At 55.2% G+C, this 19,707-nt stretch carries 20 protein-coding genes; 14 read left to right on the forward strand and 6 right to left on the reverse strand.

Translation table 11 applies throughout. From position 1 onward, the window contains the following. Nucleotides 1–35: 35 nt before the first annotated feature. The 9 genes from ACZ48V_RS01825 (at nt 36) to ACZ48V_RS01865 (ending at nt 5,412) form a co-directional block, all read left to right on the forward strand. A complete protein-coding gene (locus ACZ48V_RS01825; RefSeq protein WP_464541053.1) occupies nt 36–266 on the forward strand; it encodes a gas vesicle protein in 231 nt (76 codons plus the stop codon). Next, nucleotides 259–684 carry a gas vesicle protein K gene (locus ACZ48V_RS01830; protein ID WP_464541055.1) on the forward strand — a complete coding sequence of 142 codons (426 nt, stop codon included), beginning with the start codon at nt 259–261 and terminating at the stop codon, nt 682–684. Before ACZ48V_RS01825 ends, ACZ48V_RS01830 begins: the two co-directional genes overlap by 8 nt. Before the next feature lie 157 nt (nt 685–841). Next, nucleotides 842–1,246 carry a gas vesicle protein gene (locus ACZ48V_RS01835; protein WP_464541057.1) on the forward strand — a complete coding sequence of 135 codons (405 nt, stop codon included), beginning with the start codon at nt 842–844 and terminating at the stop codon, nt 1,244–1,246. 346 nt (nt 1,247–1,592) lie between these two features. Next, on the forward strand, nt 1,593–1,814 hold the full coding sequence (gvpA, locus tag ACZ48V_RS01840) for a gas vesicle structural protein GvpA (protein WP_353564278.1): 222 nt from the start codon (nt 1,593–1,595) through the stop codon (nt 1,812–1,814). A gap of 281 nt (nt 1,815–2,095) precedes the next feature. After that, complete coding sequence (gene gvpN / locus ACZ48V_RS01845; protein WP_464541059.1) at nt 2,096–3,070, forward strand: gas vesicle protein GvpN; 975 nt, start codon at nt 2,096–2,098, stop codon at nt 3,068–3,070. A gap of 18 nt (nt 3,071–3,088) precedes the next feature. Beyond that, nucleotides 3,089–3,463, forward strand: a complete 375-nt coding sequence (locus tag ACZ48V_RS01850; RefSeq protein ID WP_464541061.1) for a hypothetical protein — start codon at nt 3,089–3,091, stop codon at nt 3,461–3,463. Between the two features lie 51 nt (nt 3,464–3,514). Beyond that, entirely contained in the window at nt 3,515–4,267 is a 753-nt protein-coding gene (locus ACZ48V_RS01855) for a GvpL/GvpF family gas vesicle protein (protein WP_464541063.1), read from the forward strand. Between the two features lie 25 nt (nt 4,268–4,292). Then, complete coding sequence (locus ACZ48V_RS01860) at nt 4,293–4,505, forward strand: hypothetical protein (RefSeq protein WP_464541065.1); 213 nt, start codon at nt 4,293–4,295, stop codon at nt 4,503–4,505. A 40-nt stretch (nt 4,506–4,545) separates the two neighbouring features. Beyond that, nucleotides 4,546–5,412 carry a GvpL/GvpF family gas vesicle protein gene (locus ACZ48V_RS01865; protein ID WP_464541067.1) on the forward strand — a complete coding sequence of 289 codons (867 nt, stop codon included), beginning with the start codon at nt 4,546–4,548 and terminating at the stop codon, nt 5,410–5,412. A gap of 12 nt (nt 5,413–5,424) precedes the next feature. Here ACZ48V_RS01865 and ACZ48V_RS01870 read toward each other — a convergent pair whose 3' ends face one another. From ACZ48V_RS01870 to ACZ48V_RS01885, 4 genes are all read right to left on the reverse strand, one after another. After that, nucleotides 5,425–6,378 (reverse strand): hypothetical protein, encoded by a 954-nt coding sequence (locus ACZ48V_RS01870; RefSeq protein WP_464541069.1) that lies wholly within the window; start codon nt 6,376–6,378, stop codon nt 5,425–5,427. Nucleotides 6,379–6,448: 70 nt separating this feature from the next. Next, entirely contained in the window at nt 6,449–7,249 is an 801-nt protein-coding gene (locus tag ACZ48V_RS01875; protein ID WP_464541071.1) for a hypothetical protein, read from the reverse strand. Between the two features lie 70 nt (nt 7,250–7,319). Next, entirely contained in the window at nt 7,320–7,826 is a 507-nt protein-coding gene (locus ACZ48V_RS01880; protein ID WP_464541073.1) for a PAS domain-containing protein, read from the reverse strand. Nucleotides 7,827–7,923: 97 nt separating this feature from the next. Beyond that, nucleotides 7,924–10,521: a coiled-coil domain-containing protein gene (locus tag ACZ48V_RS01885; RefSeq protein WP_464541075.1), complete on the reverse strand. Its 2,598-nt coding sequence runs from the start codon at nt 10,519–10,521 to the stop codon at nt 7,924–7,926. Nucleotides 10,522–11,200: 679 nt separating this feature from the next. Here ACZ48V_RS01885 and ACZ48V_RS01890 point away from each other — a divergent pair. After that, the gene (locus tag ACZ48V_RS01890) at nt 11,201–11,842 is read left to right on the forward strand and encodes an RNA polymerase sigma factor (RefSeq protein ID WP_464541077.1); all 642 of its coding nucleotides are present in this window, start codon (nt 11,201–11,203) and stop codon (nt 11,840–11,842) included. A 275-nt stretch (nt 11,843–12,117) separates the two neighbouring features. Beyond that, the gene (locus ACZ48V_RS01895; protein ID WP_464541079.1) at nt 12,118–13,167 is read left to right on the forward strand and encodes a tetratricopeptide repeat protein; all 1,050 of its coding nucleotides are present in this window, start codon (nt 12,118–12,120) and stop codon (nt 13,165–13,167) included. Between the two features lie 199 nt (nt 13,168–13,366). On the opposite strand, the gene dnaN is transcribed toward ACZ48V_RS01895, so the two are convergent. Beyond that, nucleotides 13,367–14,500, reverse strand: coding sequence for a DNA polymerase III subunit beta (gene dnaN / locus ACZ48V_RS01900; protein ID WP_464541081.1), 1,134 nt, complete (start codon nt 14,498–14,500; stop codon nt 13,367–13,369). Between the two features lie 155 nt (nt 14,501–14,655). Then, nucleotides 14,656–16,173 carry a chromosomal replication initiator protein DnaA gene (gene dnaA / locus ACZ48V_RS01905; RefSeq protein WP_464541083.1) on the reverse strand — a complete coding sequence of 506 codons (1,518 nt, stop codon included), beginning with the start codon at nt 16,171–16,173 and terminating at the stop codon, nt 14,656–14,658. 1,091 nt (nt 16,174–17,264) lie between these two features. On the opposite strand from dnaA, the gene ACZ48V_RS01910 reads away from it, so the two are divergent. From ACZ48V_RS01910 to plsX, 3 genes are all read left to right on the forward strand, one after another. Further along, entirely contained in the window at nt 17,265–17,777 is a 513-nt protein-coding gene (locus ACZ48V_RS01910; RefSeq protein WP_464541085.1) for a YceD family protein, read from the forward strand. Between the two features lie 398 nt (nt 17,778–18,175). After that, nucleotides 18,176–18,373, forward strand: a complete 198-nt coding sequence (gene rpmF, locus ACZ48V_RS01915) for a 50S ribosomal protein L32 (protein ID WP_353563979.1) — start codon at nt 18,176–18,178, stop codon at nt 18,371–18,373. A 309-nt stretch (nt 18,374–18,682) separates the two neighbouring features. After that, entirely contained in the window at nt 18,683–19,693 is a 1,011-nt protein-coding gene (plsX, locus tag ACZ48V_RS01920; RefSeq protein ID WP_464541087.1) for a phosphate acyltransferase PlsX, read from the forward strand. Nucleotides 19,694–19,707 lie beyond the last annotated feature (14 nt).

The following is a 19,707-nucleotide window of genomic DNA, read 5'->3' on the forward strand; positions in this document are numbered from 1 at the left end:
GCTTCTATCTGTCATCGTCTGCCATAATCTACGTTATGCCCGAAGCGCCGCCGCCCCCCCAATACGTCTCGGACGTCACGCTTGCCGAAACGCTCGACCGTGTTCTCGACACCGGTGCCGTGCTCCGCGGCGACGTTGTGATCTCCGTAGCCGACGTAGAGCTGCTCTACCTCGACCTTCGCTTGCTTCTAAGCGCTGTTGACACTGCCCGTGGATATGGTGCGATGCGCTCCCCTGCCTCCCCGGACCCCGCCTCCCATGAGTAAATCTGTTCCGGAAGCCCCCTTTGTACCTGACCCTGCAGCCCGTCTGTCTCGTGCCGACGATCTCGCTGTGCATGATCTTCCCCCCGGCTCTGATGCAGCCCGACCCCCGTCGCAGGGACTTCGGCACGTCGAGGTCGATGAAGACAACCCAGGTAAGGGACTTGCGCATCTGGTACTTACCCTCATCAAACTGATTCATGACCTGCTGGAGAAGCAGGCCATTGGCCGCATGGAACGCGGAACGCTCACCGATGACGAGGTAGAACGGGTTGGACGCACGCTTATGAAACAAGCCGAAGAGCTGGAGCGACTCTGCGACGTATTCGGACTCGAATTGGACGACCTCCACCTGGATCTGGGTACCATTCAGCACCCCTCCGACCAAGCTGATATGTCGCAATCTGAGCCATCGTCTTAGAGCCTGCCTGGGTTTTGGTTTGCAGCTCAGCGGAGCCGCTCAGAGCCAAAGTAAGAAATCAAAACAGGCTTCTGGCCAAGACAGTTGGCAACACACTTGCTGGGATTGTCGGAAACGCCCCTATTTACCTTTTACGGATAGATTCTTCTCGTTCTCTATGAGCCGCTCAATGCAGAACATGCGCGGACCGCGCAGCTCCACCCTCGCCGACATTCTGGAACGGGTGCTGGAAACCGGCATCGTTATCGCCGGCGATATTAAGGTTAATCTGAACGATGTAGAACTTCTCACTGTACAGATTCGGCTTATCATCTGCTCGGTCGATAAGGCAAACGAGATGGGCATGGACTGGTGGAAGTCTGCCGACTTTCTTCAGTCTCAATCGGGCTCAGAAGATACGTCTGATTCAAATTCAATCAATCAAGAGCAGTTTGACGCGCTCAATGCCCGCCTTGACCGGCTGGAAAAGACGATGCAGCGCCTTGCTGCCCCGCCTCAAAAAGATTCCTCTGAGAAGAGAGGAACGTCACCACACGACTCGACTGGAGACGACAAGAAATAACCCGGCCGGCAGCTGCGACTTGTGAGACCTGGACACTGCCTACCTTTCGTCTCCATGTATTCGTAAAGTTACGCCACGCCTTTTATTTTCTATTCGCTGGGCCATATACTGAGACTGGTTGTTGTAGAGCGTCTCCGCTTACATGCTCCTATGTGTAACCCGCCCCCCTTTTAGACGTCGGCAAATGACTGGAATGATCTTTGACTGATATAGTGGTGCGGATATGCCCTGTCAGCTCCTGCTTTCTGCCGGTTCTCTACGAGAATGCGCCAGGAAATTGTGGGGACGATATGCAGCAGTTCGTTTTCTTTCTTTCACACACGTACTCACACAACGAGGTATCAATATGGCTGAAGTCCAAAAGACAAGCGACGCCAGCGGTCTGGCAGAAGTGGTTGACCGTATTCTCGACAAAGGTATTGTTATTGACGCATTTGTTCGCGTTTCCCTGGTAGGTATTGAGCTGGTTTCGGTAGAGGCTCGTATCGTTATTGCCTCGGTAGAAACCTACCTGAAGTATGCTGAAGGCATTGGTCTTACGGCCACGGCAGCGGCTCCTGCATCGTAGCACAGACACATATTCATGCTCGCACCTGAGCCTGCTCGTGCTGCATGCATGCCCTGGCTCTGGGAGAGTTTGCTATGTACCGGGCAGGGAAACTGGATGCGCGTTGTGCCTTTGTGCCTCCGTGCAGCTGGCTTTCCTGCTTTTTTCGTTGCAGTCGTTTCGCGAGGAGTAGCTGCCGGGTGTGCCTACGCCGAATATATCTGTCAGGTGCGCCCCAGACAGCTCCGCCCCTCCCACACTCGCTTGCACGTGTTGCTCCTACCTCGGCTCCCTCCCTCTTTTTGCCCTCTGCTCTTATGGAACCGTCGGAGTCTTCGCCATCGGTTGCCAAAAACTCGCGCCGCCGCGACGGCATCTTTGTCCCAAAGCCGAGTAAATCGTTTGTCGTTACTCCGGCCGTAGAACGGGTTACGCAGCGCGCCATGGTCTATCTGAATGCCGGCTACCCTATTCACCTGACAGGGGTGTCGGGGACCGGAAAGACCAGCCTTGCCTTTCACGTAGCCTCAAGGCTGGAACGCCCGGCCGTGCTGCTTCATGGCGACAGTGAGTTCTCACGCTCAGATCTGGTTGGAGGCGAGGTAGGCTACCGCAAGTCGAAAGTCGTCGACAACTTCATCCGCTCGGTGCTCAAGACCAGCGAGCAAGTCCATAAGGTGTGGGAAGACAAGCGCCTGGCGCAGGCATGCCGCGAGGGCTATACGCTCATCTACGACGAGTTCAACCGGTCGCGCCCTGAGGCCAATAACGTGTTGCTTAGCATTCTTGAGGAGCGCATCTTGAACCTTCCGACGCGTGGAGGACAGAGCGAAGGCTATGTGCGTGTGCACCCCAATTTCCGGGCGATCTTTACGTCGAACACGAAGGAGTACGCTGGTACACATGGCACACAGAGTGCTCTACTTGACCGCATGATCACCATCAAGCTGGAGTACCCAGACCGTGATACCGAGGTGCAGATCACGTGCACTCGCTCTGGCATGCCTGAGCCTCTGGCAACACGGATCGTAGACCTGGTGCGGCGTGTTCGCACCCGCCTCGACGATTATCATGGTCCATCGGTTCGAGGCTCGGTTGTGCTCGCGCGCGTATTTGCCGACCGCGCAGACGATGTCAGCCCATCATCTGCCTTCTTCCGCGATATCTGCCTCGACGTACTTCGCCCCGCCCGTGCCACCAGCGATCCGGATGCTGAGGCACAGACACGCGAGGTTATCATGGACGCCATCGACGAGATGTATACACAGATTCCGTAACCTTCTTCCTTTGATCGTATGAGCGATTCCTCCGATACGCCTTCTGGCTCCTCCCCGAACACGCCCCGGCGTTCCTCATCCTTCTATGCTCCTCCTCGCGTAAACCGGCCCCGCCCCCCCTCCACACGCCCTCCCACAAGCATGCGGTCGCTCTCTACCCAGGAACCACACACGCTGTATGTGCGCATGGCCAACCTGCAGATGGCCCGCACGCGCCAACAACGGATTCGGGCAGCCCTGCAGGCACAGGTCAACGATTGCACGCAGCGCATCCAGGAGATTGATGACAAGGTGGAAGCAATTAAGGCCAAGATTCGGCAGGCCGAGGCTTCCCGCCGTCCGAAGCCGTCTTCCGATGGATCTGCCGATGGTGGATTTGAATACGAATACTGATTTTTTTAGCTCTGTGCTGCTTCGCCATCCCCCTGCATCTATCTCGCCCGCATGAGCCGCTCTGCAAAAAAATATCTGTACGCTGTAGTCCCCGCCGACGACTTTGACGCGGAGGGGTTCACGCTCAAAGGAGTTGACCGCGCCCCGCTCTATCCCGTGAAACGCGACGGACTCGCTATGGTCGTGAGCGATCTCGACCGCAAGAAACTTCGTCCTCGACGCCGGCACTTGAAGGCTCACCATAACGCTGTTAATGCTCTCGTGCGCAGCGACGTCGATATTCTGCCGATGTCATTTGGCGTGCTCGCCCAAAGCAACGAGGAGCTGCGCACGTTCCTTGCAGCGAACCAGGGCACGCTCCGCCAGCAACTGAAAGAGCTACGCGACTGCGTTGAGATTGGCTTTCGCGTGGCATGGAAGGTCGACAACCTGTTTCAGTACTTTGTGGATACGCACGAAGGACTTCGCGACGCGCGCGACACTTATTTTCAGGATGGGGAGCGCGAACCCACCCGGCAAGAAAAGGTCGAGCTAGGCGAGTATTTCCGCGAAGTATTGGAGGCGAAACGCGCTGACTACCGCGCAGCGGTAGATTTGCACCTGGCCGCCCCCGCCGAGCAGATTCATGCCGATGAGTGCCGCGAAGATACAGATGTGATGCGCCTTGCCTGTCTTGTGAAGCGTGACAAGGTCGATGCGTTCGATGAGGCCGTGCACGAGGCGGCACAGGAGTTCGACGACAACTTTTTGTTTACGTACACGGATCCTACAGCTCCCTACACGTTTGTTAACGTAACCCTGTAGCTCCCGCGCATTCTCCCGCCTTGCCATGAACCATTCAAACGAACGTCCAGATGCTGCGTCCTCTCTGTTTGAAGCGCTGGTCGACCTGCTCCGCACCGCCGAAGCAGCTGCCGAAAAAGAGGGGGCTTGGCGTCGCACTGCGTCGTTCACAGCAGACGCTACCGGTAAGCCCGGTATCGTTGACGCTCAGGTGCGTGTCAGCACCATAGGCCAATTTTTAGACGCTTCCGACGATTGATTTCGGCAGCTTTCCTCTTTCTGTCTTTGCTGACCATCCCATGAATGCCTCTGCACGTCCCCTTTCGGTCGATGCACACGAAGCGCTCTACTTCTTCTGCCTGGCACGATCAACGCCGTGGTCCACTGAGCATGCCGGTATGAGCGGGAACGGGCTGCACGTGCTGTCGCTCGGTAACGTGATCGGCGACGCAGCCGGTGCCCCCATCTGTGCCGTGGTCGATGTCGTAGAGCGTGAGGCCTGGACCGGCCCTGAGGCATCCGACAATATGCAGTCGCTGGAGTGGGTTGGCGCGCGGGCAACCCTTCATGAGGAAGTGGTTGAGCAGGCCATGCAGCACGGCCCCGTGTATCCGGCACGCTTTGGAACGCTCTACTCGTCGTTTGATCGATTGGTGGATACGGTGCGCGCACACCAAAGCGAACTGTCTGCATTCATGAAACGGGTATCATACGCCGATGAATGGGCGCTCAAGATGTTTGTAGAGCGTGATCGCGCGGCCGCCCATCTCTCGGCGAAAGAACAGCAGTCTCCTCCTACATCAGGCACAGCGTACCTGAAACAGAAACAGCGCGAAAAAGAAGCACGTGGCGCTGTAGATACGTGGCTCCAGGAGGTCTCGGACGAACTTTACAACTGGCTGCGGGATGCTGGCATCCGCGAGATTGAGGTCCTCGACCCACGCCGCGCTGTGCTGGCCTCGCCCGACGAAACCCTTGCGCTGAACTGGGCACTCTTGGTCGGCCGTACCGATCAGAACGCGCTGCGTGAGATTATTCAGCAGACCGAACGCATTCATGCCGATCACGGACTCTCGTTTCGTCTTACCGGTCCGTGGCCACCATACACGTTTCGCCCTCTCATGTCACAGCGCAACGAGTCAGCGTCGCCTCGTGACGCTGCGTAGCGCATGCGTCTGCTATTCGCTAAAGTCGTAGCGCTGCAGGGGAGCGGTTTCTGGCGGTGCGTCAGAGCCATTTCCAAGCGCATCTACCCACTGCATCCACCCTGCCTGCACGGCCTCATCGAGGCAGGTCATGTACCGCACAGCCGCATCAGGAGATGGGCCCTGCACGCAGACTGTTATGGTGTGCGACTGGTGCCGATAGCTGCGGGTGGTGTGATAGCCGGTAGCGCGTGCATCGGCATGCATCTGCTTCAGTCCTCGTACCAATGCCTCGGCGCTCCGGTCTGAGCTGAAATGAACGGATGTACTCCATGTTGGCGCCCCGCGTGTCAGCGAGCGCAGCCACTGCTGATGATCGAGACTGGCCGTCTGAGGTCCATCTCGCCCCTCCGGATGGTATACATTCGGATCCAGATACCCAAGGCGCGCTTGAGCAGGAGCGCGCTGCATCCACCCAGACAATGTGTTGCGTAGTTCGTCGATGCAGTCGGGGTAGGGCGTTGTCGTAACGGTAAGCCGCTCGAACGGGGAGTAGTTCGTCTGGCCAATAGCGGATGCGTACGTACCCAGCGCTTCTAACGCGGGTCGCGTAGGCCCGTAGTGGGCTGCCGGGCCCGAAACATCTTCGACCCAGGCGCGAAGCATGCGCCTGCGTTGCAGGGCAAGTAGCCCGACAAGCAAGACACCGTTTGGTCCGCGCATTCGGTCGTAGGCCAGGCACTGGTGCAGCAGTTCGCGATACGACTCAGGCTCTGTGGCATACCCGTTGGCCACTGCGTTCAGTTGGGCTATGGTAAAGAGCGGGCTGTCGTAGCTATATTTTTCGGCGCGGCGCCACATCGTGAGCGGTGGCATTGAAAACGCACTGGCCACATCAACGGCCCCTTCGGTCTCGTCGAACAGGAGACGGGCCGCCTCAACAAGCACCAGGTTTTCAAGCAACGTACCCGTGTTCTGGAAAGGCATGCAGGGTAAGCGAACCGGGGAAGAGGTACAGAGAAGATCTTTTTATGCAGCTTGTGCAGCGCAAATTGCGTTACGCTGCAGACTCTTTTTGGGGATCTATCCGCTGCATGACGCGCTGGTACGCATCGAAGAGTTGAGCGTGCTTATCGGTGGTATCGGAGACCTTCTGCTCGATGCGATCAAGCAGGTTATGAGCCATGCGTCCGTCATCAGGATATGACGGCAGCTCCTCGTCTTCTTTCTGGTAGCACCACAGCTCAAGCCGGATCTCGTCGAGCTCGCTCCGTAGGCGCTGGAGGAGTGTATTCAGTTCGTCGAGTTCACTGTGTGCATCGTTGACACGGCCGGAGGCCTCGGCGCCTGTCAGGTCGTCCGGCGGCTCTTCTGCTGAAGCTACCTGGCCGGCAGGAGACGAAGGCGTACCCTGTGAGGCCGCTGTCTGTTTGGTCTGGCTCTCTGACTGTCCTTCTGCGGTTGCCGATTGCTCGCGCAGGCGTCGTCGCAGCATTTCGATTGCTTTAGCCATCGTTTCGATGACCGCGATCCGCTCCTCCGCGCGGGCTTTATGCTCTTCTTTGAGCGTTTGGATTCGTACTTCGAGGGATGCAATCTCACGGGCTGCTTCGTCTGCTCCGTCAATACCGACGCGGCGCAGTTTGCGTCCGGCACGGTGGTGCTCTCGCAGCAGTCGTTTCATGGTACGAATCTGCCGAAGTGCAGCGTCGGGATGCGACGTACCCAGTTCGCGGCACAGTACGTCAAGCACGGTACGCGGGCGGTTCCCCCCCAGCGTATTGGCTGGCGGCGGTGTGCTTGTAGTGGCCGACGCACGAGACGCCGAGCGGCGTGTTTCAGAAGCAGAGCGTTGCATAGCACGGTGAACGGTTGTGGAAAAGGGCCGCCCAAAGCTTGCTCTACGGTACAGGCACTGCTACCGCAGGTTACTTGGTATAGCGAAAGCGAATAAGAAGCCAGTTATTGGAGCGTTCATCTCGCAGCATACGTACATCTACGAGCGTAGGAGACATCTTGTACGTAAACGTATACGTAAACGTCTCGTCTAAGGTGCCCTTCATCATCCCCTCTTTGAAACGACCTCGGAAGATGCGGTTGTTGCTACACGGGGCAACTTGCGTAAAGAAGTCTTTTCCTTTTGCATCTTCTGGGCGCACGCCAGCGTTGCGCGCCTCGTACTCGTTGTAGAACAGTACCGTGCCGTCATTATCGACTTTCACGATGCCAAAGTCGACCTCGTCGAGCTCTGCCTCTGAGTACTGGTAGAGCTTCTCGACAAGATCTGGATCTTCGAAGTCAAGCGACATAGCTTCTTGCGAGGAAGAAGCGTTGCTGTCTACCGTTGATCTGGAATCAGCGTTGCTGGCCGGTTTCTCTTCCTCAACGAAATCTTTCGATCGCAGAAAGGAGTAGAGATCTGAGTCGGGCTTCATAATCGTCCTCGTCTTGAAGTAGGTATACGATGCCAGTGAACATCAGGCGGGTGTGCCGCAGCGTGCACGGGCAGACACATGCATGTGCGGGACGCACTTACGGGGTTTGGAGCAAGATCCAGTTGGTTGTGCTGCCGGGAGCGCGATGCATGTGCACATTAAAGACGACCGGGGCCCGTCCGGGAGCAATGAAGGTGTAAGGAAAGCAGACGCGCATCGCATCGTGCTGCGTTCCCTCCTCGAAGCGACCACGAAACAGGTCGTTATTTGTACTAAGAGCCAGATCCTTGAAAAAGTTCTGGCCAACCAGCTCCTGTGGATCGGTCTCTTGCAGACGCGGCAACCTGCACGCCGCTTCGTTGATGTAGTGTACAGTTCCATCATCCCCAACTTGAATGATTCCCACGGAATGGTCATCCCACGTATGTGGCGGTTTCGTACGGAGTGCGTTAAGCCGGTCTGTCCCGAAAATGGGCGCTGTTGCACTCAGCTCGAACTGGCTTGTCTTCTTTTTAGAGGCATTCTTGCCGGAAGAGCGACTTTCGGCCTCCGATTGTGCCTCCGCGTTGTCTGTGCTGCGTGGCCCCGGCGTCTGAGACCGCGCGGGCGCTATGCTATCCCCTTGCGACTGCTTTAGCTTGTTGATAGTGCTTTCTTGTTCGCGGATACGTGCTCTGAGGCGCTCGATATCGGCAGACAGTTCCTGCGCTTCCTGCTCCAGCGTTTCGATCGTATCTACTGCGTCTTCAGGATCTTCTATCCCCTTATCGTACAGAACTTCGATCTGCTCGTAGAGCGTAGACAACTGCTCGCTCATGCTTGCAATAATCTCCTCGTTCGGCGTATCGGGGGCGTCCGGGCTCTGCTCACGTTCTCTGTACAGGTCGTTAAGCTGGGCATTCATTGTGTCGACCATGGAGATAAGCGCGTCTGCATCCGAGACGCCCAGCTCGCGCTGCAGCTTGTCTTGCTCGGCATAGAGCGCTTCGAGCTGCTGAAAGGTACTCTGCCTGTCGTTTGTCTTCTGAGCCTGATTAATAGTTGCCTCCTGAGCGGCATAGAGCTCGCTTAGCTGACTCGACATGCTTTCGATCATGTCGATAGCGTCTTCTACGTCGTTGAGTCCGGCAGCGGCCAGCTTCTCTTGCGCCACACTGTCTTTGCGGGCTGCGCTGCGCTGCGCCTCATTGTCGCGCTCCAGCGTCTCTATGCGATCTTGCAGCGCCGTAATGGTTTCGCCAAGCGTATCGGGGGCATTTGGATCCGAAACGTATCCCGAAGCAGACTTTATGCGCATCCGAAGCTCGTTATTAAGAGCACGGATCTCAACCCGTTGCGCATCTTGAGGTCCTGCGGGATCGACTGTAACGGCGTGTCCGAGCAGATGGTGGAGCTGTTCCAAGGCATCCGCATCCACCAGTACGTGGCGATTCATCAGTTCAATGAGCGTGCTGAGTCGCTTCTGCGCCGCAACCTTTTTCTGATCTAACTGCTCGGCCATCCGCTGCACGATCTGGACCATCTCGCGCGCGTCCTGTACAGAAGACACGCCCAGTATGCGCCCGACCTCGGGGGCAAGCCCCTGGGTACCTGCCAGCGCATCAGACGATCGTACCGCCCCATGCAGTCTCTGAAGATGCGAGACGATAAGCTGCAACTGCTCTGCGGCTCGCTGGCTCTCAGGGCGCTCAATGGATGCGGTGAGCCCGTCCAGGTAGGGCGAGAGGGATGCGTGCAATGTCGTGGTAATGTCAGCAAGGCGCTCGATCCGCTGAGCGATTGCTTCGAAGTCAGCGATCGAGACCATCCCCAGCGTGTCTTTCGCCTCGTGCATCAGGGTCTGTGCCGGCCCTACGATATGCTCCCAGCTCTCGTCGAGGTCTCGTGCGTATGCCTGGATTTGTGCAACTTGCTCTTGAAACGAGGCTTTCCCCTCAAGGGGTTGTGTTTCGTCATCCAGGCGCCGCCGGAAGACTTCAAGGGCCTGTTGGATCGCCTCTTTCACCTGCGGACTGGCACCGGACTCCTCTGATTCTGCCCTCTGCGCATGTTCTGCTGTCTGCGCATGCGCAGGAGGTACGGTAGGGCGATCTACGTATAGCTCCGGCGGCGAGGCGTCGCTATCTGAATCTCCACCGGACACAGCCTCGGAGTCTCCAGTGCTCAGCTGGTCGCGCAATGCTTCACATCTGTCGGTAAGCCGGTCGATCTCGTCGAGGGCCTCGTCTGCGCTGGCAAACCCAGCTGCCACGAGCTGCTCTTTTTCTCTGTAGAGTGCATCTACCTGCTCCTGGAGGCTCTGAATCTGGCGTTTTGTAGCTTCAAAGCTATCCGCTTCGACCAGGTCGATAAGCGCCTCCAGCTGCTCCTGACTGCTTTTTATGTCGCGGAGTTCTACGTCGTTGTCTAACTGCTCAACGAGCGACTCGTTGTGCTCGCGAAGCGTGTGCAGCCGTGTGCGTACGTCGTGCAGCAGTGCTTCGGTCTCCTCGACGGGAGGCAGTCCGTGCGCGGACATGGCGTGCGACTGCCCATCTCCATGGACATGCTCATGCACAGAGAGCACGCGGCTCACCACCGCAGATGGCTCTTCTGTATCCAGAAGCGAACAAAGCTTTTCCCACACCTCTTCTGCCGACGCGTCTTGCGGAAACGGGTGTGAAGCTGAATGTTCGTGCAATGAGGTATCAGGCATTTCCGTTAGCGATACAGGCTTAAAAGTGCTTTGCTTATGCGGCCAGGTGCGATATCAACAAAAGTACAGAAATGCGAAAGCACCTGTATGTCGTAGATACTGCTGCGGTAAACCACTACGTACCATAAGAGACGCAGGACTTTTCAGTCATAATGATAACGCAAGATTCAAATCCGTGTTCACGGATCATGCACGTAAGGCTTTGCTGTTATTCATTTCCTTTTTTGCTCTACAAGGTACACCATGTAGCTGCATCCACAGTAAGAATGTTCAAAAAGTGTTCCGAATCCGTAACGGCTTCGTGTGTGTACCTTTACATCTTCTGTTTATTGGTCAGCCATTGACGACCTATCAGCTTCCCAGACCACTACAGACAAGGCACAGCGATTGCTGCTTCACGACATTTGAACGCGAGGAAGTGCAAAACGCCTCTTCGGCATGAATTCAACTGCACGTCACGCTTTTAGTGGAGGCGGTGATTGTCTCTTTCCGATACCAGCTTTCAGCTACTTTTCTGCCCTGCGACACTCCTTCACGTTACGCACAAACCGTGTATAACGAAGTCTTTGCATGGAAGCCACTGGTGCGGATGCAGGTAATGGCTCAATGCCTTATACTGTTATTCGATATAGATATAGCTTAACGGTCTTACCTCTCCTAAATGGCAAGCTTTTAGCATATGGCCGGTTCTTTCGATTTAACTATTATCACTGACCGTCTTCCATTTGGCATTGACGATGCCAAGGCCGTGAACGCACTGTATGTTCAGTTTATTGATGACCCGTCTCCTGAACGCGAGCAGTTGGTTGAAGCTTGGACATATGGGTACATATGTAAATACATGGCTGCAAAACATGCCAAAGGGAGTATTCGGCATGTTTCAGACATCGAGATGCTCATCGGTAAAACGTACGAGCGGGTACGTAAAGGGCGACCAACTATTAAGGAACCGGACAAGTATGCTCACTGGGTTAGCGTAGTCACCAAGAACACGTTTATTAATTACGTAAACCGGTACCGCGTTGAGACCGATTCCATTGAAGATGAGGAGACTCCTACGCTTGAGAGTATAGGGGCAACCACTGAGATCGACGAAGACGTTGGCTTGCGGCGACAGGTTTTAGAACATGCGCTTGACCGCTTGCCGCCCTATCTTCGAAAGGTAGCCCGGCTTTATTACTTCAAAGACCTCTCATTCAAGGAGGTTGGCGAGCGTCTTGATAAGTCAGCAGCAACCGTCCGCGTGTATAAGTCGCGTGTTCTTAAAGCCCTGCGCGAAGACCCAGACCTAAAGCATGTTTTTCTTGAACAGGGTGGCTAACCATATTCAACTGCTCAAGACCCCATTTAAGTGAAAATAGTGTCTATCGCCGATATTAACGTTACGCCATAACGATTTGATGTGCCCCTACCTCGCCAATGGTTTTTTAAAGTTGCTTTCGTGGAATACAGTCCGCACAACCCAATACCTGACTTTGGTCTCTGCGTATTCTCTCGCTGAGCCCCCCACCAAACCCGGTAATTGCATCTTGATTCCACATATGATATGGCATCATTATACATCAGCCCACATCTCAACTAAACGTCAGTACTCTCATGGATAAAATTGAGCAGCAAATTTTTAGATATGGCGAGCTTTCTGATACGGAGCGCAAAGCTCTTGAGCGCTCTATCGCTCAGACGCCTGACCTACAGAAACTCCTCGACGAAGTAAAGCGCCTGGAGAACGAGTTTCGAAGTGTTTATATTCCTTCACCGGAATCGCACTCTGTTCCAGATGCTCTACTTGCGCTTTACGCCGTCCATGAAGCACACGACATTGCGTCTTCTGAAGCCCTCGCTCCATTTTTCAGAGAGATCGCAAATCGGATCAACACCGATGCCGAACTTGCCTCGCGCCTTCGTCCCATGCAAGAGCGTGCTCGTGAGGCCCAGCAGACCTTTGACCTTGCACAGCACTTTGCCTCTGTAACAGGGCATACACTTGAGGATCTTCCCGTACAAGGCGAAGCGCCGAAGTCCAAACCTTCTTCGGATGCAGAGCGTACTGCGCAGACCAACCGCGCTGCTCGCTCGCCGCAAGAGCCTTCAAATCGCCCGGAGGTTCGTGACCGCTTCGTTAGCTATGCATGGTACGCCGGGGTTGCTACAGCAGCTTCGGTCCTCTTATATGGGGTACTCTTTGTCTTCAGCATGGCAACGCAATCGCCCGCTGAGCGCATGGCTGTGCTCAACAGCGCAGAAATGCAAATCGAAGGATATCAGGTACGTACGCGCAACGCTGTAGAAGCTACAGCTGATAATGACGAACGTTTTCTCGTGGCCCTCCACCTTCTCGACGAAGCGCATAGCTCAACCCTTGGACTTTTTCCGCGCTTCGATGCAGCTAAAACAGAAGATGCTCGGGACTTACTTCAACAGGTTGTCGACGCGGAGGAGCCTTCATCTTTTTTGCAGTTGGAGGCCTACTTTTTTCTGGGCAAGACCCACCTTAGCCAGGAGGAGGTCGAATCTGCCCGTACTGCTTTCCAGCGCGTCGTTGTGAATGAAGGCCGCCGAGCGCCCGAGGCGTCGCGACTGCTTGAGGAGATTGAACAGCACTACCCCGTGGAGGTCGACTTCATTCCCGAAGAACATAGCCTCTAACGAACGGCGCAAGGGTCAAGTCAGGTTATTCCTCGTAGGTACTGCTCTACGAATTGAGTACAACGAAGAAAGGCGACTTCCCAGATTGGGAGGTCGCCTTTCTGTCATTGAGGCTATACTGTGGAAGCTGCCCCAGATGAGAATGGGATTGTACCTACGCTGTGCCTGTGTCAGGCGCGTGTACGTAGGTACACACATGTCATGCATATGTATTCAGCATAACCGGCATGATCAGCATCAGGATATCCGGGTCTTCTGTATCATGCGGCACCACGATACCCGCGCGGTTCGGAGAGCTAAGCCGGAAGAGCACCTCTTCAGCTGTTACGTTGCCGAGCACTTCGGTGAGGTACTCTGAGTTGAACCCGATCTCCATCGCCTCACTGTCGTACTCGCAGCGCACCACCTCTTTGGCCTCGCTGGAGCGCTCGATGTCTTCCGCCGACACGGTCATCTCGGACTCTGTAAGCGCCAGACGGATCTGGTTCGTCATGCTGCTTGAGTAGAGGCCAACTCGTTTTACAGCGTTCAGCAGCGTCTCTCGATTTACGATCAGCTTTCGGTCGTTCTCGTCAGGAATAACCGCTTCGTAGTTCGGATAGGTCTCATCAATCAGGCGCGCAATAACGCGTGCCGTGTCGAGCGTAAAGCTTACATGTCCATCGCTCACGCCAATCGTGCAAAGCGCGTCGTCATCCAGCGTGCGGCTCACAAGCTTTGTGGCCTTTTCTGGGACGATAAAGGATACCTCTTCATCACTCTGCAGCGCCGGTCGGTCAAGCTTGACGAGGCGGTGCCCATCAGTTGCAACGATGCGACTGCCGTCGGTATTCATCTGGAAGTAGATACCCATCATGGCTGGGCGCAAGGCATCTTTACTCACTGCAAAGCTGGTCTTGTTGATTGCATCACGCACCAGAGCCCCCTCCGCAGCAATCTCGTGAGCAGCGTCAACCTCGGGCAAATCCGGAAAGTCCTCGCCATCGTGCCCCACCATTTTGTAGTGCCCCTGGTCCGTTTCCAAACGAATCTCAAAGTCACTGTTTGCCGCAAATGAGACAGGCAAGTCGGGCAGTGCTCGAAGCGTGTCGATCAGGCGTTTTGCAGGCACAGCGATACGATTGGCCTCGGTACCGTTCGTAGCAAACTGAACCGGCACCTGCTGCACGATGGATATTTCGAGGTCGGTGGCACTGAGCACCAGCGCCGACCCGTCTTCGCTCTTTTCGAACAGAATGGACTCTAAGATGGGCAACGTGCTCTTAGAAGGCACAGCGCCCTTTACGGTATTAAGCGCGTCTAAAAGGTCAGAACTGGAAACAGAAAATTTCATGGCGACGTCGGCGTGAGATCGCAAAAAGTGTAGAGGTATACGTACTGTATGTGCAAGAAACAGATCCGCATGAACCAGCGCGCCTGGCACTGCATCTGCCAGTTCATCTGCCAGTGTGGGGAGGCCTACATCGTGACTATCTTTAGCGGGCTCATTTAGCGGGCTCGCAGCTCTATTTTACGCCCGATCTGGTCTACGGTGTCTCGGAACTGTTCATCTGTCTCGACCTGGTCTTCGACCGTTTTCACTGCATGGATCACCGTGGAGTGGTCGCGCCCGCCAAAGTGAAGTCCGATCGTTTTCAGCGAATGCTGTGTCATCTCTTTGCAGAAGTACATTGCAATCTGACGGGCCCGCACCACCTCACGCTTACGCGTTTTAGCCCGGATGAGGTCTTCAGCGATATCGAGGTACTCACAGACCGTACGCTGAATCTCCTCGATGGTAAGGTTAACCTGTACGTCTTGCATAAGGTCACGTAGCACCTCCTTGGCAAGTCCCAGGTCGATGTCGCGCTGGTGCAGACTTGCGTGGGCCATCAGGCGGATAAGGGCTCCCTCAAGCTCTCGAATATTGCTCTTGATGTTGTGCGCAATAAACTCGATTACTTCCTGGTCGAGGTCGATGTTATCATCCTCGGCTTTACGCTGCAAAATCGCGATGCGTGTCTCAAGCCCCGGAGACTGCACATCAGCAGAGAGTCCCCACTTAAATCGCGACAGCAGCCGCTCCTCAATGCCATCGATCTCGCGCGGAGAGCGATCTGCAGAGAGGACAATCTGTTTTCCTGACTGGTGCAAGGCGTTGAAGATGTGAAAGAATTCCTCCTGCGTCTTCTCTTTGCCGCTGAAAAACTGCACATCGTCGACGATGAGCAGATCGATCTGACGGTAGAACATCGAGAACTCGTTGATTCGATTGCGCTGAATCGACTGGACAAACTCAGTCGTGAAGCGCTCGCTCGATACGTAGAGCACTGTATCGGCCGTTTCCTCTTCTTTGGCCTGGTTACCAATCGATTGGATAAGGTGCGTCTTGCCTAGCCCAACGCCTCCGTACACCAGGAACGGGTTATAGCTCGTTCCGCCCGGTTCCTGAGAGATGGCCCACGCGGCGCTACGGGCCAAGCGGTTGCAATCCCCCTGAATGAACCGGTCAAACGTATAGTTGCTGTTTAGCTGGCTGTCAATTTCCGCTTTCTGGATCCCCGGAATAGCAAATGGATTGCGAATCCCCTCCTCATCACTGTTCTCTGAAGATGCAGACGAAGACCGGTTTGAAGACTGCGATCCAGTTGTTTGCGGACTGGAAGACGACGAATCTCCTGTAGAAGGTGTAGACGCAGAGCGAGTCGGCGGTCTTGACACAGTGTGCTGATCCGCTGCGCTGACGTCAGCGTCGGCTTTCTGCTCAACGACAATATCATAAAACAGACGCCCGTTCTCGCCGAGCACCTTGGTTACCGTCTTGCGCAGAAGCGAGTAGTAGTGCTCTTCCAGCCACTCATAGTAGAAGCGACTTGGCAACTGCACCGTCAGCTTACGCAGGTTGTCGTCTTCTTCGATGGACTGTGCCGTGAGCGGCTCGAACCATGTTTTGAAGCTCTGCCGACTGACATGCTCCTGAATATGCTCAAGGCACGCACCCCAGACTTGTTCAGCAGATTGCTCCATACCACGGACATGTTAGTTGGCCGGTGAAACGTGTGCAGGCTTGAGGACCTGGCTACACAGGAAACAGCCAATTAAGTTAGTGATCAGATCAAAAAATTAGAATCAGTGCAGTGCAGGCGCCATGCAACTGCTTGAAACGTACGCTGCAGGGCATGTAAGCAGCGTCCTGTTAGCAACCAGCACCTACATTTCTGCAGACTTTCCTCGGCCCACCAATCATTCTTTCCATTTACAAACAGGGCTGGCAGGCGCCTTGTCTGTGCTTAAGTAGATTTTTGCTCAGCCTCTTCTTCACGACTGATTTACACAACACTGCCAAAGTTATCCACAGCATCTAAAGCTGCACCAAAGAGTTTTCTGCATGGACTCAACAGCAACAGAGGTTATCCACATTTTATCCACACGGGAGTTAATGGGATAAAATACTGTTTCTTAAATACTTAGATCTCAACTGGCGAAGGATGCAGTAGTAGCTTGTAGGCAGATTGTGGAAAACTCGGGAATGCAGAGCTTCTGCTCACTTTTTGAACAAGTTTTCCACACCCCTGCGCTATGCAAAGACCTTACGTTGCCTGCGTCATGACGTGTGACGTTCATACGCGTCTCCGAGGTACCTGCCTGTTTTCTGTAACCTCAAAGACTGTATGACCCTACACTGTGTGTTGAGACATCACGTTGAGAGAACGCCTACTTCAGGCAGGAACCCAGACGTCGCCTGCTTACAGCAAAGCTTTTTAGCAATGCACAGCCGTACCCAGAGTTTCGAATAGCCACCGCCAATTTCCCCAGCGGCTACACGTGCCGATGCCGATGTTCTTGTTACGCTGACCTGTCTGCGCCACGCGTGGGCAGATCAGCAGATGTTATGAAGCTGACCACTCAATAGTTATCGCAAAACCTAATTGAGGCTGGACTTTTGATCATAAGAACCATGCTAAGCAACGTCAAGCCCGGAATGTGTAAAGCCTGTTGTCCATGCATCACGTTCTCCTCTCTCTAATACAGAACTTACCAGGTGGAACACCCTGCTTTAGGCTGTGATACCACAGCTTTGTCTGTAGTCGGCTCCCTCAGAAGGCTCTCTGCTCGTTATGCTTACACTCGACATTACCCACCTTCGCTCCGGGGTACACCATGTAACCCTGGAGCCCGACCCGGAGGAGGTGGAGATGGATGCCGACGAATTCCGCAACATCACGGTGTCGATGCATCTACAGTGCCAGCGCGACCGGATTCTGGCGACAATGACAATGACCGCCGAGGCCGAGCTGACCTGCGACCGTACGCTGCGCACCTTCTGGAAAGAGATCGAAGGCACTTACGTTGTGCTCTTTGGCCCGGCGCACCTATCCGGTGACGAGAGCGACGCATACGATGAGGTGCGTTCTATGGACCCTACCGACACCGAGGTCGAGATCACCGACATTGTGCACGACACCCTGCTTCTTTCCATTCCCCCTCGCGTGGTGGCGCCCGGCGCGGAAGAGGAAGACATCCCCATGCAGTTTGGCGCTCCTGATGAGCCTGATGAACCCGATCCAGAGGATGACATCGACCCGCGTTGGGAGAAGCTCAAAAAGCTAAAAAACGACGACAAAGAGTGAGCAGCAGCATGTCCCCGATATAGCCAGGCGCTACACGTGTATTGATCCTGTATTGGTCTTGGTCTCGTGCTTACTCGCCCCCCTTTACTGGCGCTTTGCCTGTTCAACACGCATCCTGCACGGCACTTAAGGCTCACTGGCCGCACTAATTCCCTGTAAAATACGATAAAGCTCCGAACCTGAAGCATAGAACTGCAATTCTTTCAGGATAGTGCAGGCTCCTTCCGCTATGCGTGGACGTTTCAAACGGCATTCAACGTGCACTGCGCTCGTGCCGACTCCTGATCCAGCCAACCCGGCTGGCCGATAGCCGGATTACAACCGAGCTATGTATCGGCCTACTTTGCTGTTTGACTGCTCTACCTATTGCTTTTTATTGACATTAAAAAACTAAAATCATGGCTGTCCCAAAGCGCCGTCACTCGAAATCTCGCTCGCGCAAGCGCCGGTCTCGCTACTACAATAGCTTGAAGGCGCCCCAACTCATGGAGTGCAACAACTGCGGCAACCCCAAGGTGATGCACCGTGCCTGCAAGTTCTGCGGCCACTACCGCGGCCGCCAGGTTGTTGAGCCGACCGAAGAGCTCATCGGATAGCATCGTTTGGTAGGGGTCTCGTGCCACGCGTTGCCGACTCCTGCACGCGCATGCTGTTTTGCTGCGATGCATGATCGTGCCGCATGTATTGTTGACAGTGTCCTGCGCCTACATGCATACGATTCAGCTCGCTATGCAACGCCTGTTGATGCACGTTTTGTGCTTTACCGTGAAAGGTGAGGTGCAAAACGTGCATTTTAATGTTCAGGCTGTTTACTTGGGCGCATGTAAACAGCTCTTTCCTCTGTGCACCTTGCAGCCTGAACGAGCTGTCTGTTCACAAGCCTGCTGACCAAACGCCGGTTGTACATGCCTACCCACATTGCCGTTGACGCCATGGGAGGAGATCACGCTCCTCACGCCGTAGTCAAAGGCGCCGTCCGCGCCCTGAAACGCCCTGAGGCAAATGACCTCCGCATCACACTGTTTGGCCCCGAAGAGCGTGTGCAGGAAGCGCTGCGGGCTCACGACGACGTATCGGAGCTCCCCCTTAGCGTGCGGCATGCCCCTGACGTTATTGCCATGGACGACGCCCCGGCTGCAGCGCTCAAGCGAAAGCGGCAGTCGTCTATCCACCTCGGCCTGCAGGCTCACCGCACAGGTGCGGCCGATGCGTTCGTGAGTGCAGGCAATACCGGCGCGATCATGGCAGCCTCCATGTTCATCCTCGGACGCATCAAAGGGATTGAGCGGCCCTCCATCGTCGGATTCTTTCCTACCCTGAAAGACGACTTCTCGGTCGTTATCGATATCGGCACCAATGTCGACTGCAAGCCTGTGCACCTGCTTCAATTTGCACGCATGGGCACGATCTATGCCCGGCATGTGCTTCAGATCGACACTCCCACCGTTGGACTCATTAATATCGGCGAAGAACCTGGAAAGGGCAATGAGCAGGTCAAAGAGACCCATGCCCTGCTCAGCGACGACGTGTCGATTAACTTCGCGGGGAACGTAGAAGGCGGCGACCTGCTGCATCATGCCGCCGACGTGCTCATCTGCGACGGCTTCATCGGCAACGTGCTCCTCAAGTTCGGCGAGTCGATGACGACCGTACTCTCAACCATGACCCAAAACGAGATGGAGCGCCAGGGCCTCACCGACGAGGAGCAGAAGCTGGTAGCAGGGGTGCTCAGTAACGTGCAGCAAGGGTTCGACCACGAAAATCGGGGAGGGGCCCCGCTCGTAGGGGTCAACGGCGCCGTCTTTATCGGACATGGGCGCTCTTCGGCTCGTGCCATTGAGCAAGGCATCTATTCTGCTGCTGACCTGGCATCAAAAGATATCGTGCCGGTGCTCGAAGAGGCCTTTGCCCCTTGATACCCTGGTCTGTT

Source organism: Longimonas haloalkaliphila, from assembly GCF_055379825.1.

Excerpts from the sequence above, each read along its gene's own strand:
- ACZ48V_RS01870 (WP_464541069.1), bottom strand. The coding sequence starts at position 6,378 with ATGCCTTTCCAGAACACGGGTACGTTGCTTGAAAACCTGGTGCTTGTT.
- ACZ48V_RS01865 (WP_464541067.1), top strand. The coding sequence starts at position 4,546 with ATGAATGCCTCTGCACGTCCCCTTTCGGTCGATGCACACGAAGCGCTC.
- ACZ48V_RS01830 (WP_464541055.1), top strand. The coding sequence starts at position 259 with ATGAGTAAATCTGTTCCGGAAGCCCCCTTTGTACCTGACCCTGCAGCC.
- ACZ48V_RS01835 (WP_464541057.1), top strand. The coding sequence starts at position 842 with ATGAGCCGCTCAATGCAGAACATGCGCGGACCGCGCAGCTCCACCCTC.
- dnaA (WP_464541083.1), bottom strand. The coding sequence starts at position 16,173 with ATGGAGCAATCTGCTGAACAAGTCTGGGGTGCGTGCCTTGAGCATATT.
- dnaN (WP_464541081.1), bottom strand. The coding sequence starts at position 14,500 with ATGAAATTTTCTGTTTCCAGTTCTGACCTTTTAGACGCGCTTAATACC.
- ACZ48V_RS01850 (WP_464541061.1), top strand. The coding sequence starts at position 3,089 with ATGAGCGATTCCTCCGATACGCCTTCTGGCTCCTCCCCGAACACGCCC.
- ACZ48V_RS01875 (WP_464541071.1), bottom strand. The coding sequence starts at position 7,249 with ATGCAACGCTCTGCTTCTGAAACACGCCGCTCGGCGTCTCGTGCGTCG.
- rpmF (WP_353563979.1), top strand. The coding sequence starts at position 18,176 with ATGGCTGTCCCAAAGCGCCGTCACTCGAAATCTCGCTCGCGCAAGCGC.
- ACZ48V_RS01860 (WP_464541065.1), top strand. The coding sequence starts at position 4,293 with ATGAACCATTCAAACGAACGTCCAGATGCTGCGTCCTCTCTGTTTGAA.
- ACZ48V_RS01890 (WP_464541077.1), top strand. The coding sequence starts at position 11,201 with ATGGCCGGTTCTTTCGATTTAACTATTATCACTGACCGTCTTCCATTT.
- ACZ48V_RS01910 (WP_464541085.1), top strand. The coding sequence starts at position 17,265 with ATGCTTACACTCGACATTACCCACCTTCGCTCCGGGGTACACCATGTA.
- ACZ48V_RS01825 (WP_464541053.1), top strand. The coding sequence starts at position 36 with ATGCCCGAAGCGCCGCCGCCCCCCCAATACGTCTCGGACGTCACGCTT.
- gvpA (WP_353564278.1), top strand. The coding sequence starts at position 1,593 with ATGGCTGAAGTCCAAAAGACAAGCGACGCCAGCGGTCTGGCAGAAGTG.
- plsX (WP_464541087.1), top strand. The coding sequence starts at position 18,683 with ATGCCTACCCACATTGCCGTTGACGCCATGGGAGGAGATCACGCTCCT.
- ACZ48V_RS01885 (WP_464541075.1), bottom strand. The coding sequence starts at position 10,521 with ATGCCTGATACCTCATTGCACGAACATTCAGCTTCACACCCGTTTCCG.
- ACZ48V_RS01895 (WP_464541079.1), top strand. The coding sequence starts at position 12,118 with ATGGATAAAATTGAGCAGCAAATTTTTAGATATGGCGAGCTTTCTGAT.
- ACZ48V_RS01855 (WP_464541063.1), top strand. The coding sequence starts at position 3,515 with ATGAGCCGCTCTGCAAAAAAATATCTGTACGCTGTAGTCCCCGCCGAC.
- ACZ48V_RS01880 (WP_464541073.1), bottom strand. The coding sequence starts at position 7,826 with ATGAAGCCCGACTCAGATCTCTACTCCTTTCTGCGATCGAAAGATTTC.